The organism is Leclercia adecarboxylata, assembly GCF_006171285.1.
Classification (GTDB): Bacteria; Pseudomonadota; Gammaproteobacteria; order Enterobacterales; family Enterobacteriaceae; genus Enterobacter; species Enterobacter barmai.
Genome location: NZ_CP040889.1, coordinates 5,007,342 through 5,022,018, shown reverse-complemented (window position 1 = coordinate 5,022,018; position 14,677 = coordinate 5,007,342). Strand labels below are relative to the sequence as shown.

The 14,677-nt window shown below is 48.5% G+C and carries 10 protein-coding genes and 1 pseudogene; 10 read left to right on the top strand and 1 reads right to left on the bottom strand.

Translation table 11 applies throughout. From position 1 onward, the window contains the following. Window positions 1-105 precede the first annotated feature (105 nt). A complete protein-coding gene (locus tag FHN83_RS25700) occupies window positions 106-1,491 on the top strand; it encodes a purine-cytosine permease family protein (RefSeq protein ID WP_176556548.1) in 1,386 nt (461 codons plus the stop codon). Between the two features lie 40 nt (window positions 1,492-1,531). Here FHN83_RS25700 and FHN83_RS25695 read toward each other — a convergent pair whose 3' ends face one another. Further along, window positions 1,532-1,927, bottom strand: coding sequence for a rhodanese-like domain-containing protein (locus FHN83_RS25695; protein ID WP_139565356.1), 396 nt, complete (start codon window positions 1,925-1,927; stop codon window positions 1,532-1,534). Window positions 1,928-2,035: 108 nt separating this feature from the next. Here FHN83_RS25695 and ftrA point away from each other — a divergent pair, with 108 nt between their 5' ends. From ftrA to FHN83_RS25650, 9 genes and pseudogenes are all read left to right on the top strand, one after another. Continuing rightward, window positions 2,036-2,998 carry a transcriptional regulator FtrA gene (ftrA, locus tag FHN83_RS25690; protein WP_139565355.1) on the top strand — a complete coding sequence of 321 codons (963 nt, stop codon included), beginning with the start codon at window positions 2,036-2,038 and terminating at the stop codon, window positions 2,996-2,998. 306 nt (window positions 2,999-3,304) lie between these two features. Continuing rightward, window positions 3,305-4,270 carry a glycosyltransferase family 2 protein gene (locus FHN83_RS25685; RefSeq protein WP_138369286.1) on the top strand — a complete coding sequence of 322 codons (966 nt, stop codon included), beginning with the start codon at window positions 3,305-3,307 and terminating at the stop codon, window positions 4,268-4,270. A gap of 23 nt (window positions 4,271-4,293) precedes the next feature. Continuing rightward, window positions 4,294-4,941 carry a class I SAM-dependent methyltransferase gene (locus FHN83_RS25680; protein ID WP_139565354.1) on the top strand — a complete coding sequence of 216 codons (648 nt, stop codon included), beginning with the start codon at window positions 4,294-4,296 and terminating at the stop codon, window positions 4,939-4,941. After that, the gene (locus FHN83_RS25675; RefSeq protein WP_139565353.1) at window positions 4,928-5,782 is read left to right on the top strand and encodes a hypothetical protein; all 855 of its coding nucleotides are present in this window, start codon (window positions 4,928-4,930) and stop codon (window positions 5,780-5,782) included. The genes FHN83_RS25680 and FHN83_RS25675 overlap by 14 nt, the downstream gene beginning before the upstream one ends. Before the next feature lie 5 nt (window positions 5,783-5,787). Next, on the top strand, window positions 5,788-7,554 hold the full coding sequence (locus FHN83_RS25670) for a glycosyltransferase family 39 protein (protein WP_139565352.1): 1,767 nt from the start codon (window positions 5,788-5,790) through the stop codon (window positions 7,552-7,554). Between the two features lie 396 nt (window positions 7,555-7,950). Further along, window positions 7,951-8,177 (top strand): annotated as a pseudogene (locus FHN83_RS25665) (Arm DNA-binding domain-containing protein); the annotation flags it as partial. A 571-nt stretch (window positions 8,178-8,748) separates the two neighbouring features. Continuing rightward, complete coding sequence (locus FHN83_RS25660) at window positions 8,749-11,058, top strand: TerB N-terminal domain-containing protein (protein WP_139565351.1); 2,310 nt, start codon at window positions 8,749-8,751, stop codon at window positions 11,056-11,058. A 3-nt stretch (window positions 11,059-11,061) separates the two neighbouring features. Then, complete coding sequence (locus FHN83_RS25655; RefSeq protein WP_001515184.1) at window positions 11,062-12,378, top strand: ATP-binding protein; 1,317 nt, start codon at window positions 11,062-11,064, stop codon at window positions 12,376-12,378. Further along, entirely contained in the window at window positions 12,375-14,573 is a 2,199-nt protein-coding gene (locus tag FHN83_RS25650; RefSeq protein ID WP_139565350.1) for a DEAD/DEAH box helicase, read from the top strand. The genes FHN83_RS25655 and FHN83_RS25650 overlap by 4 nt, the downstream gene beginning before the upstream one ends. Window positions 14,574-14,677 lie beyond the last annotated feature (104 nt).

Here is a 14,677-nt window from a genome sequence, read left to right as displayed (position 1 = left end):
GTAGTACAGGCAGGGTGTCTGACGGTCATGAATCATCCATTGGGAGAGGAAACTATGTCGTCTTTTTCGTCTTTAGAAGAGCAGTCAAAGCAAAGCGGGGCGCGGATTTCGGAAACCCGCTCCATCGATTACATCCCGGATAATGAACGTCACGGCCACCCCTTCAGTCAGTTTACGTTGTGGTTTGGCGGCAATCTGCAGATCACCGCCATTGTGACCGGCGCGCTGGCAGTGGTGCTGGGTGGCGACGTGGTGTGGTCGATCGTTGGCCTGCTGGTGGGTCAGGTGTTGGGCGCCGTGGTGATGTCGTTTCACGCCCTGCAGGGGCCGCGCCTCGGCCTGCCACAGATGATCATCAGCCGCGCCCAGTTTGGCGTGCTGGGGGCCGTCATCCCGCTGGTACTGGTGTGTGTGATGTACGTTGGCTTCTCCGCCAGCGGTACGGTGCTGGCCGGACAGGCAATGGCCAGGCTGCTGTCGGTGTCGAACGTGGCCGGGATGATCCTCTTCAGCGCAATTATTATCGTGATTGCGGTGCTGGGGTATCGGGTGATCCACAAACTCGGAAAGGTGGCGAGCGTGGTGGGGGTGCTGGCATTCGTCTACCTGTTTATCGCTTTGCTGATGTCCAGCGATCTGAGCGCTGTCGCGCAAAACAACCACTTCTCGATGCCGATGTTCCTGCTGGCGGTGTCGCTCTCTTCCTCGTGGCAGATCGCGTTTTGCCCTTATGTGTCGGACTACTCCCGCTACCTGCCGCGCGACGTTTCCGGAGTGAAAACCTTCCTGTCCGTTTTCAGCGGCACGGTGCTCGGCACTCAGGCCTCGATGACGCTCGGCGTGATCGCTGCGGCGATTGCCGGCAGCGCCTTCAAGGGCCATGAGGTGAGTTACATCGTCGGGCTGGGTAAAAGCGAGGCGATGGCGATGGTGATTTACTTTGCGATCTGCTTCGGCAAAATTACTTTCACCACCCTGAACGCCTACGGCAGCTTTATGTCGCTAACCACCATTGTGTCGGGCTTTCGTAAACAGACCACGCTGAGCCAGAAGAGCCGCATCACTTTCGTGGTGCTGATGGTGACGATTTCCTGCGTGATTGCGCTGCTCAGCGAACCCGCGTTCCTGAAACACTTCACCCATTTCCTGCTGTTCCTGCTGGCATTCTTTGTACCCTGGAGCGCCATCAGCCTGACCGACTACTTTATTATTTCCCGCAAAGCGGTGGATATCCCGGCGCTGTTTGATGCCCGGGGGCGCTACGGCCACTGGAATCTGTTTGCGATCAGCGTCTATGCCGTTGGGGTGTTAATCCAGCTGCCGTTTATTGAGAACCCGCTCTATCACGGTTCGCTGACCTGGATTTTTGCCGACAATGATGTCTCATGGGTGATTGGCTGGTTCTGTACCGCGGCGCTGTACTATGGCTTGCGACGTTTAGACCGTCGGGTGCTGCCGCAAGAGACGATCTACCCGGCGTCCGGCAGGTAAGGGGATTAAAGCGCCCCATAGAAATACGGGGCGCTGCGCTTTACTGAGAGTTAAAAGCAAAACCTTCGTCGGCCCAGCCGGTCATGCCGCCAATCATAATTTTTACCGGGCGGCCCATCTGGGCCAGCTTCAGCGCGGCCCGATCGGCACCGTTGCAGTGCGGCCCGGCACAATAGACAACGAATAACGTGTCGGCTGGCCACTCCGCCATTCTTTGCGCGGTCATATCCCGATGCCGCAGGTGCAGCGCCCCCGGAATATGGCGGCGGGCGAACGCCTCCGGGCTTCCCACCACATGCAACAAGACAAAATCGACATCACCCGCTTTGAACGCGGTGTGGACATCGTCGCAGTCCGTTTCCACACTCAGGCGCTGTAAAAAATAGTTCACCGCCGTTTCTGCTGACGCAGCAGCATAATCAGTCACATAGCTCATAAACACCTCCGTAATTGAGTTTTTACTCTACGGCTGCGAAGCGATTTTGACAGCTGGCAGAAATGCCAGATAACATCAAGATCATGACAAAAAGCATTGAGTGCAGTGATGAATAATCCTCTGGTGGTTGCGCTGGCCTATGACGGGCTCTGTACGTTTGAATTCGGCATCGCCGTTGAGATTTTTGCCCTTGCCCGCCCTGAGATGGGTGATAACTGGTATCGCTTTGCGGTAGCGGGCGTTGAGCCGGGGGAGCTGCGCGCAACGGGCGGCTTCAGGCTGGTGGTCGACGGCGGGCTGGAGCTGCTGAGTGAGGCCGGAACCATCATCGTTCCCGGCTGGCGGGGGGCGGATGTCCCGGTGCCCGCCGCGCTGTGCGAACAGCTTGTCGCGGCGCACCGTCGAGGCGCCAGGATCCTGTCGATTTGTTCCGGGGTGTTTGTGCTGGCCGCCGCAGGATTACTCGATAACCGCCAGGCCACGACCCACTGGCGATACACCGACCTGCTGCAGCAGCGTTATCCCGCCATTCAGGTAATGCCTGACGTGCTGTATATTGATAACGGAGACGTGCTGACGTCCGCCGGTAGTGCGGCAGGCATCGATCTCTGCCTGCACCTGGTGCGCCGGGATTACGGCAGTGTCGCGGCCAACCGCGTGGCGCGTCGGCTGGTGGTGTCGCCACATCGCGATGGCGGCCAGGCCCAGTTTATTCAGCAGGCTGTCCCTGTCGCCTACGAAGGCCATCGCCTTGGCGCGCTGTTTGACTACCTGCACGCCAGGCTCGCGGAACCCCATACCGTCGGGTCGCTGGCGAAATTTGTCGGGATGAGCCCGAGAACCTTTTTGCGCCGCTTTGCCGCGACAACCGGTAAAACGCCCGCCCAGTGGTTGCTCCACACCCGCCTGAGCCGCAGCCAGGATCTGCTGGAGAACAGCAGGTTGTCGATAGAACGGATTGCGGAGGAGGTAGGATTTGGCAGCGTGGCGACGATGCGCCATCACTACAGAAACCAGCTGTCGACGACGCCTGCGGCGTACAGGAAAGGCTTTGCTGAGCCAGCGGGATAAGTACGAAAAACGGGCAGAATGTTATATAAGGTATGGTTGGGTAGATAGCACTTATATTCCTCTGAACGCGTTGGATATATCACTTTTATTCTCGCTTTATTCTGTTTTTTAAAACAGACAACCGTGGTTAATCAGAATATATCGCAGCCATTTTGCGATCCGAATAACACTTTTCAGAGAATAATCATTAAAACAAAACCTCTGCGATGTGAAATTTGTAAAGCTAACTTTTTGTATATAAAGTGTAACCTTCGATAAGGAAGCGGTATAAAAAATCAATCAAAAAGAAATGTAAGGTGAAGGGTAATGAAATTAATCATACAAATTCCCTGCTTTAATGAAGCTGAAACACTTGCAATTGCTTTGAATGCCCTGCCCAGACAGGTTGCCGGTTTCGACACGGTTGAATGGCTGATTATTGATGATGGCAGTACCGACGATACCGTTAACGTGGCCAGACAAAACGGCGTTGATCATATCGTTAAGCATGCAGGTAATAAAGGACTGGCTAAAGCCTTTATGACCGGTCTGGACGCATGTCTTAATTTGAATGCTGATGTCATTGTCAATACGGATGCTGACAATCAATACAGCGCTGATGATATACCGCTTCTTGTCGCGCCTATCCTCGAACACCGCGCAGAAATGGTTATCGGTGAGCGACCCATCACTACCATCGAACATTTTTCTCCCATAAAGAAATACCTGCAGAAACTCGGAAGCTGGGTTGTCCGGGTAGCAAGTAACACCAATATCCCCGATGCGCCGAGCGGTTTCAGGGCAATGTCGCGAGAGACAGCGCAAAAATTAATGGTTTTTAACGACTACACCTATACATTAGAAACCATTATTCAGGCGGGTCAAAAAAACATTACCATCACTTCAGTATCAGTACGTGTCAACGAAGATTTGCGGCCTTCACGGCTGGTAAAAAGTATTTCGTCCTATATCAAAAGAAGTATTATTACCATTGTCCGTATTTTTGTGATTTATCGCCCATTCCGCTTTTTTGGCACAATAGGCACCGTGCTGTTTACGGCCGGGTTCTTATTAGGCCTTCGTTTCCTTTATAAATACCTGACCGGCGACGGTGATGGTTATGTTCAGTCATTAATCCTGGCATCGATACTGATGGGAATGGGGTTTCAGACCATCCTTGTCGCGTTTGTGACGGATCTTTTATCCGCCAACAGAAAGCTGCTTGAAGATCTGCGTTTTAAGGTCGCTCAACGGGAGACCAGCCCGAGAAATAAATCTGATAATAATGACTAAGAACAAAAACAGAAGAGGTAATTATGGGTTTTAAAGTATCGGGTGGAAAGTCAGAAGACGGCGTTGTTTTCGGAAACGCTTTCGACAAATACGGCTCTAAAAATCCCATTGTAAAATGGATGATGAAGGGTTTTGACTCCTCTCTTGAAAACTTCGTTACCCGCGCTAATCCACAAACAATTCATGAGGTTGGCTGCGGCGAAGGTTTTTGGGTCAACAAATGGAACGGGCAGGGATTACAGGCTGTCGGCAGCGATTTTTCTTATGATGTTATCTCTTTAGCGCGAGAGAATGCGGCAAGCGCGGGGCTTATACCTGATGTGTTTAACGCTAAGAGTATCTACGATCTCAGGCCTGAAACCGACAGCGCGGATCTCATTGTCTGCTGTGAGGTTATGGAGCATCTTGAGGATCCAGACCGCGCGATGAAGGTTTTACAAAGTCTGGTTAAACACTATCTCATTGTCAGCGTGCCACGTGAACCGGTGTGGTGCGCGCTCAATATGGCCCGTGGAAAGTACTTAAAAGACTTTGGTAATACGCCGGGCCATATACAACACTGGTCAAAAAATGCCTTTATCAAGTTCACTGGCCGGTATTTCAAGGTGCTGGAAGTCTCTTCTCCTTTCCCCTGGACCATGCTGCTGTGCGTGCCGTATGACAAAAAGTAATTTACGCAAGGCGCTCAATTATGCTGGTAGCATTATTGCCCTGTTGAGTGTCCTCTTTGTTGCGCACAGGATCCACGCATACTGGGCGCAGGTTCCGGATAACACCTTTACGGTAAAGTTGCTGTTGTTAATTCTGCTGCTGGCATGTGTTTACGGTGCAGCGAACATTATACTTGCCTCAGCGTGGCGGGTGCTGATGACTGAGCTTGAGCAGGCTATCAGCGCCCGGGTTGCAACCAGGATATACGGCCTGACGCAGCTGGCGAAATATGTACCGGGTAATATCTTTCAGTTTGCCGGCAGGCAGTTTATGGCGATGTCATATGGCTTTTCCGGAAAAGCGATAGCCAAAAGCGCATTTTTGGAATTACTGCTGCTGGTTCTGACCGGTGCCGGGTTTGTTCTGTGGATGTTGCCCTTGTTGTACCCGGCATTAACCATTGTTTATGGCCTGTCGCTCTTTGTGATTACCGCGCTATTGATTGCATGGAGCCTTAAATGGCGAGGTCAGGGTGGTTTAATCAGGGTGGTAGCCAGGTACTTTTTATTCCTGCTTATCTCAGGCACCGTATTCCTGTGCGTATTGTATTCGATTGTCGATAGCTGGACACTAACTCCCGCAATGGTATTTCCGCTTATTGGAGCCTATGTCATCGCGTGGCTTGCAGGGCTTGTCACACCGGGTTCGCCCGCTGGGGTGGGTATCAGAGAATTTTTGTTGATTCTGTTGTTGAAGCCTTTCTTTGCTGAGATTGATATCGTCATGGCGGTAATTATAAGTCGAATTACGACGGTAGTTGGCGATTGCTTCTTTTATTTATACTCTCTCACTCTGAGATGACTGTTATGATTAAACAAAAACTCAGCGTTGTTTTAATTGTTATTACTCTTTGTTTGTTTTATCTGGTGCTGGGTATCGGTTATTCACAATCCTATAATCCAGGTTTTTTCCCAGATGAGTTTGCTCATATGGGATACATTGTTGATGTGCTGAAAAATAACTTTCCCGATTACAGGGAAGGCCTTATTTTCTCGAGTAACAAACTAAACTATCTGAATCATCCTGCACTCTATTATGTGATTGTGGGCGAGCTGGCCAAGCTGTTGGGTTTGCAGGATGCTTTTGCGAATGTAGGCCGATACGTAAACATGCTTATTTCGGTTATCATAATTGCATTAACATGTCGAATGTTATATCAGACGACCAAATCCAGCCTCGCGACTTTTCTGGGGGGGGCTTTTTTATTAGTTATCCCTATGTTTGTGCTATTAGGAAGTGCGGTCAGTAACGATCAGATCAATACGCTTGGCTGTACTCTGGTTATCTACGGACTGTTAGGGTTAATGGAAATTGACAAAGAAAAGAAGCCCTTAACATCGTGGATCCTTTGTATATGTGCAGGCGGTATTATCGCCTCACTCACAAAAGCCACCGGTTCGCTGGCAATCGTGTGCATGCTGGTGAGCGTTGCGATTTTCAATTTTTCCCGAGTGATACAGCTTGTAAAGAATCTGTCTGTAAAACAATGGCTAATCATTGTCGCCTCGGTCGCGATTGTGGTTGTCTATTTTATTAGCGTGCATAAAATTTATGGTGGGGTTTATCCTGCGCCTCAGGGCACGCCTGCGACGTGGTTTTTTGTTGAAAACCCCGATGCGAAACGGCTGGCCTTTTCAGATTTTGTTGGCAATTTTCTCAACGGGAATTTAGTAACTTTGACTATTCCCTATGGGCATATTTATATTGCAGACAGTGAAAGCAGAATCGTCGTCGTTAAAGCTATCTTGATTGTGTTAACTGTGATGGCTGGATATGTATCAATCAAAAAATCCTCCAAAAAGGAAAGTTACTTTGTTATCACATCCTCTTTGATTGTGGCATTTTTCATTTTCTTCATCATATACCTGTTCACCATCAGAGACATGCATCTAAAAACAGGCTACACGGGTGCAATGCAGGCCAGATATTTCTTTGGTTTTTTACCCGTTTGTTCTTTAGTCATAGCAAAGGTGATCGCGTACCTGCGTAGTAAGATCATAAAAGGCGTGGTTGCTGTGTTGATGGTAACGGGTTTAATCACGGCGACTTACCCTGCGACAGTAAAATTTTTAGACCTCCGCATGTGGCAGTCCGTGACGATTGTTGAGCAACCTCTGTTTAATACCAGCTATGGCTATCTTACCAATGGGCGTCGGTTTGAACAGTCGATCATGGCCGAGACGAATTCTCTCAGAGGGGTCGAGTTGATGCTGGCAACCTTTGCGCGGCAAAACCATGGCCCGCTAACCCTTGCGCTGTTGGATAATTCAGGAAAGGTTATCGCAAGCCAGGTCGTCAAAATGGAAACGCTCAAAGACAATGCCTACGCGTGGTTTGATTTAGATGGGGTGAAGATCACCCATAATCAGCAATATGTATTGCGCCTGACCTGTGATGAGTGTACGCCAGATAATGCCGTCAGCTGGTGGGCCATAAAACAGGAATTTGAAGCCCCGATCTTTTTACTTAACAGATTTGGGCCGGGTGCCGGTGACAAATATCCGAAAGGCACAGCTTACGTAGATGGTGTTAAAGTGGGCGGGGCGTACTCATTCCGACTTTACTACCAGTAAGTTTCCCCGCAATAAAAAATCCACGCAAGCGCGTGGATTTTTATATTTAAAGAGCCACAGCGTGCGGCTCGCTTAAGACATCAGACGTTAAACCGTGATTTTAATTATATTTTATTGATATTTATGTTTTATTTAAAAATTAGTCTTTAGAATACTCATTCTTGTACTCATTTTGGAGTTGGCTTGCTTTCGTAAGGCGAAGCTCATAGGTTTTACTCCTATTATCGCACCAATCAAGTATCTCTCAAAGTCTACTCCAGTTCACTGAAAACCATTATAATCAGCATCTTCCAGCTCTCGCTTGCATTCTGACGTCTACTGACACCCCCCAAAATATACATGCATATGGGGGTACATTTGGGGTATGTGCTGTTCGGTCTTATGGATATACCCCCAATGAAACTTAACGCCCGTCAGGTTGATACCGCAAAGCCAAAAGATGAACCTTACAAACTCTCTGATGGTGGGGGACTTTACCTTTTGATTATTGGCGGCTTAAGTACCGTGTTGTAGGCAAGGAGAAGTTGCTTGCTCTTGGGGTTTATCCCGACGTGACTTTGGCTGATGCTCGTAGTAAACGTGAAGAGGCTAAAAGGGGCATTGCTGTTGGGATTGCCCCAATGTAGCGAAGAGAAGAGAAACTAGCCCGATGCCCTCATTGCCGAATCAGCCTACCGAGGATTTTTGCAGAGAGATCCGACGCTGCTAACCAATCAGAAACAAAAGGAACAGGAGGAAATCCGTGCTCAAGAAGTTGAACGTCACCAGCGTAGGAATTTTATACAGAAACTTACTGTGTGGTTTGTTCGTGTCACTAGAGTATGAAATGCATTCTGCACGGTTCGCCGTCGGTGAACTCATTTCCCGTTAGCAGAGTCAGTTCTGAGAGCAAATAGATAAGGATAATTGCCGCCAGCTCTGCATCCATGTAACAGCTACTCGTATGTTTATGCAGAGCCAATTCAACTTCATTCTGATGCGAATGACTCACAAGCATTCGCATACCTTCAAAATTTCTGCTTGAAAAGCATGCTTAATCAATAATTATTTTCCTTTAAATCAATAAATTAATTTTGATTGCATTTTGGTTTGAACCCTTGCGATTTAGACGTATTATTTTGAGATTAATCCACTTGCTCAACCTTCATTGCTGCTTATGAGTGTGCGTGAGGAATGATTTTAAGGTTATATATCATGGAGTTATTGAAGTTTCTGGCGGCGATTTTAGTCATTTACTTGTTATTTTTTAGAAAGAAAAAACGTAAATCTCCAAAGTCTTATGCTTCAAGCCCCGTGAAAGCACCGCCAAAAGAATGGCTCGCTGACATCAAGAAAAAAGAGGCGGTTGTGCGAAACGATGATAGTGAAGACGATAATCTTGCAACTTTTACATTGAGCGGTGGCCGGGGTGTTGAACTTCGGCTGACAACCAATCATTACCGGAACACCTCAAAGTTAGCAGGTGCACTAGCTCGATGGGTACTTCCGGGTGAGATGATAACTGTGGCTGGTGTAGCAATTAGCGGTGGCCACATTTACGTGGGGCAACGCATGAAGCCCTCCGGTCAGGAATCAGGCGGCTATTATGACGATGGAAGTGAGGCATCATTAATTGATGACACATGTAAGATAAAACCTACTGCTTATCTTTACGAGGACAGTTCATTAGGATACTGGCCCAGTTTTTCCTCTCTTTCCCCAGAAGCACGCGGTGCGTATGTCAGTTGGCTTGCCAGCGATAGGTCTGATCCATCGTGTCCTATCGGCTATGTTTTTATCTACCTCTACGGCCTGGAAAGAAAAGCGCTCGTAGATTCCACTGACCCAAAATTCCCTGATGCTGAGTTCCGTAATCTGTTCAATGAAGTCGCTCGGTTAAGATCGGTATTCATTGAGAACCGCTCCTTCCGTGGATATTCGACCCAATTACTCGAAGCCATGTCTATTCTGCGCCCGAACATGGGCTTAGCCACTGAGCTCGATAGCAATTCAGGTTTCAGCAACAGCATGCAATTTAAGCTGGCTCTGGCAAAAACTGTACATGAAGGAGTTCCTGTATCAGCTGAACTGGCGTTGAACTGGGTAATAAACCACACCGAGTATTCGCTGCGTACCCCGGCTCGCCGCTGTGCTAAAGAGTTTGCTGCGCTTTTCAAACGGCGTTACACCCTCAAATATGGTGAAGGGATGGTCGTTAAGGCGAATAAAACGCGCCTAAGGTTAGATTACACACCAGCAAGTCCTAGTTTGCGAGGTGTTCGACTTCCTGTTCCCGACCTGCCTGATCCAAGTGCGTTGAAGAGCCCTGTCCAGAAAATTATGGCTCTTGCCGACATATGTACGGATGAACTTGATGCTTATAGTCGCTACCTTGGTAGGAAAGGTACGTCAGTCAATGATACGGCTGCAATTATGTTGCTCCCTTCAGAGATCGTTAATGAAAGTGCAGAAAAAATATTAAGCTCATTCAAACGCTGGGCTGATGAGGCGATCCTCGTCAAGGAGGGGTTAGTCTCAGTTGCTGACTTTTGGGCACATATGAATGCCAGTTGCCCCAATAAGATCAATAAAAAAGAGGCCGATTTGATGCAGGCCTTTGCTCTGAAGATGGGTTACGGTGTGGCACCTGACCCGTATTATCACCATGTGAAGGCGGATGTTGATGGGACACTTGTTCTATTCCCTGACGCCGAAGATGGACGCTTCTCACCTTCTCCTGAATTTATCTCAGCCGTAATGACGCTCAGATTAGGGGCGATGGTCGCCTTGATTGACGATTCTCTTGATCAAGCTGAACAGAAAGTGCTTGAGAATGCCATCAACAACAATCCTGGCTTCACCGATGATGAAAAACGCTCTCTACATGCGTATTTAACGTGGCAACTTCATACCCCAGCCAATATGACAGGAATGAAAAGCAGGATTGAGTTGATGGGGGCCGCGGAAAAAGCTGCTGTGGGTAAGGTTATCGTTAGTGTTGCCTGTTCGGATGGGACGATAGCGCCTGCTGAAATCAAACAGCTTGAGAAGATTTATTCAAGTTTGGGGCTGGATCCCTCATCTGTCTCGAGCAATATCCATCAGCATTCCGCAACTGAACATGATCTCGTCTCGTCTGTACCAACTGATCAGACAGCAGCAGGGTTCACACTGGATGCTAATGTACTTGCCCGCCACGAATCTGCCACGGATGATGTTCGTAAATTGCTGAACACAATTTTCACCGAAGAAGAACCGGAAGAGCCAGAAAGCGCTCCAGCCTCATCAACGGAGGCGGGGGGGCTTGACTCCGCACATAGCCAGCTTTATCGCAGTTTGCTGGAGAAAGAACAGTGGTCCCGAAAAGAGGCGACAGAATTGTGCGGAAATTTGAATTTGATGCTCGGCGGTGCGCTTGAGGTGATCAATGACTGGTCCTATGCGGTGGTTGATGCTCCAGTACTGGACGATGCCGATGATGATATCTGGGTTGACCTGGAAATTGCCAAAGAATTAGAGGGATAGTGAATGTCTGTAACACGTATAAGAGTGAAAGAACGTGACGCTATTATTCAGTCACTTAAGTCAGGTGTAACGCCAAGGATAGGCATTCAGCATATCCAGGTTGGCCGCGTGAACGAGATCACCGCTCTCCACCAAGATATTGAGAGGATTGCTGACGGTGGTGCAAGCTTCAGACTTATCATCGGTGAATATGGTTCTGGTAAAACGTTCTTTCTGAGTGTTGTGCGCTCTATTGCGCTAGAGAAGAAGCTGGTGTCAGTCAGTGCAGACCTTTCTCCTGACAGACGCATTCACTCATCGGGAGGTCAGGCTCGTAATCTCTATTCTGAGCTTATGAAAAACATGTCCACCAGAAACAAGCCGGATGGTAATGCGTTACTTAGCGTTGTTGAAAGATTCGTTACGGAGGCAAGAAAGGAAGCGGACACGGACGGCTCCGAGGTTTCATCAGTTATTCATAAACGCCTGGCAGCTCTGTCAGAGATGGTGGGTGGATATGACTTTGCGAAGGTCATTGATGCATTCTGGCGCGGGCATGAGCAGGATAACGAAACGCTAAAATCCAATGCTATTCGCTGGTTGCGGGGAGAGTACACCACCAAAACTGATGCCCGTAACGATCTCGACGTTCGGACTATTATCTCAGACGCTTCATTCTATGATTCTTTGAAGCTGATGAGCCTTTTTGTCCGCCAGGCAGGCTATGCCGGTCTTTTGGTCAGCCTCGACGAAATGGTGAACCTCTTTAAGCTGAATAATACGCAAGCAAGAACAGCGAACTACGAACAGATTTTGCGGATACTGAATGACTGCCTGCAAGGTTCAGCCGAGAACATTGGTTTTATCCTCGGGGGGACGCCAGAGTTTCTTTTCGATCCGCGTAAAGGTCTTTACAGCTATGAGGCGCTCCAGTCGCGTCTGGCGGAAAACCGGTTCGCGCAAAAAGCAGGAGTGATTGACTACTCATCCCCCACTTTGCATCTTGCCAGCCTCACCCCTGAGGAACTGTATATTTTGCTGAGAAATCTTCGTCATGTTTATGCAGGTGGAGATCCAGAGAATTATCTGGTACCAGATGAGGCACTGACTGGATTCCTGCATCACTGTAGTAAAACCATTGGAGACGCTTACTTCCGTACCCCCCGTAATACCATAAAAGGTTTCCTGGACATGCTGGCCGTTCTGGAACAAAACAGAACGATGAACTGGCAAACACTAATCGAGGGTGTGGCGATTGAAGAGGACAGGCCCAGCGATATGGATGACGCCACTACGGAGGAAAGCGATGACGACGACGGACTGGCGAACTTCAAACTATGAGCAGTGCCTACGATAGCCTCGATCCCCGCGTCCGTAAGTGGGTTTACAAGCAGGGGTGGTCTACATTAAGGCCCTTGCAGGAGAGTTCTATCCCGGCAATTTTAGCCCGTGATCGAGACGTGCTAATCAGTGCAGGTACAGCAGCGGGTAAAACAGAGGCTTTCTTTCTTCCTGCCTGTTCGGCAGTTGCAGATCTCACGAATGGATTTGGCATCGTCTATATCAGTCCGTTGAAGGCATTGATTAACGATCAGTACCGTCGTCTTGGGAGCCTTGGAGATGCATTGGAAATGCCAGTGACTCCCTGGCACGGGGATGTACCACAAAGCAAAAAGAAAAAGGCTCGGACGAACCCTGCTGGCATTTTACTGATTACACCTGAGTCACTTGAGTCTTTGCTCATAAATTCAATGGGCTGGCTCAAACAGGCTTTTTCTTCAGTCGCATACATCGTTATTGATGAGTTTCATGCTTTTATTGGCTCAGAGCGTGGTGTACAGCTGCTTTCTCTGCTCAATAGAATTGACCATGTGCTAGGACGCCAGGTAAATCCAATTCCCCGCGTTGCGTTGAGTGCCACGCTGGGGGAACTGGAGAAAGTGCCCGAAATGTTGCGCCCGGACAAACGACTCCCCTGCGTAACTGTTACAGATAGTAATAGCACGGCCACTCTTCAGGTACAGGTCAAAGGGTACCTGGAGCGAGTGATCCAAAAAGAGGAAGAACTTCAGAGTTCAGCTGAACATGACGTTTGCGCTGACATTTTTAGACTTTGCCGTGGCGATTCTCATTTGGTCTTTGCAAACAGCCGAAAGCGCACTGAAAGCATAGCGGCAACGCTGAGCGACATGTGTGAGGAACAAATTGTTCCGAATGAATTTTTCCCCCACCATGGTTCCCTTGCCAAGGAATTACGTGAGGCGCTTGAATCTCGTCTTCAGAAAGGAAATTTGCCCACAACAGCTGTATGTACAATGACGCTTGAGTTGGGAATTGATATCGGTAAGGTTAAGTCGGTTATCCAAGTTACGCCTCCGCATTCTGTTTCCAGTTTGCGCCAGCGTATGGGGCGTTCTGGGCGACGCGATTCCCCATCAGTACTCAGAATGCTAATTACAGAAAATGAGCTTACTGTGAGTAGCAGTATCGTTGATCACCTACGACTTCAGTTGGTGCAATCGATGGCAATGATCAGGTTGATGATCTCTAAACAATGGTTTGAGCCTGCCGATTCCCGGCAGATGCATTACTCCACGCTGCTACACCAGATTCTTGCAATTACCGCACAATGGGGTGGAGTTCGCGCCGACCAGCTCTGGTCACAACTATGCCAGACAGGGCCGTTCAGAAATGTAGATTTAAACGATTTCAAAAGCCTGCTTAAACATATGGGAGCATGTGGCCTACTCACTCAACTTGCTAGCGGCGAAATGGTTGTTGGGGCAGAGGGGGAGAAACTGACTAACCATTACACTTTTTATGCCGTGTTCAATACACCAGAAGAGTTCCGCATTGTCACCGGAAACAGAACCCTTGGAACAGTGCCTGTGGACTCCCCACTGCTACCAGACCAACACATCATCTTCGGTGGGCGGCGCTGGAAAGTGACAGAGATCGAGACAGAGAAAAAAGTTATCTATGTAGAGGCAACCAAAGGCGGTCAGCCACCACAATTTAGTGGGGGAGGTATGTCTGTTCATGATGCCGTTCGTCAGGAAATGCTCGCTATCTATAGGGAAGGTGATTACCGCATAGCAATAGGTAGCAAGAAAGTAGATTATGCCGATACTGCCGCCAGAAACCTATTTGCGGAAGGCTGTAGTAACTTTCAGCGTTTTAAACTTCAAAATGAGTGTTTTATTACGAGTGGACAACATTGTTACGTAATACCCTGGATGGGGGATAAAGTTGTGAATACGATCACTGCTTTGCTCATACGTTGTGGTTTTAAAACAAATTCATTTGCTGGAGTTATAGAGATTGATGATGCAAGTGTAGCAACTGTTCAACAGGCGCTTAAAAAAATGCTGTTGTCAGGCTTACCATCTGCATTTGATCTTGCCGCAGATGTTCCAGAAAAATTCTTGGATAAATACGACGAGTATTTACCAGAATCCCTGCTTGCGAAAGGATTTGGGGAAAAAGCGTATGACATTGAGGGGACTTGTGTTTGGTTCAAGCAGCATCTTAAGTAAACTAGCTAAGCAATAAGGGCGATCGGCTCTCCCATAGATCGAGGCCGAATGATGTTAGCAATGTTCACTCTTGGCTCGAATCTGCCAGAAATCGAGGTCATATG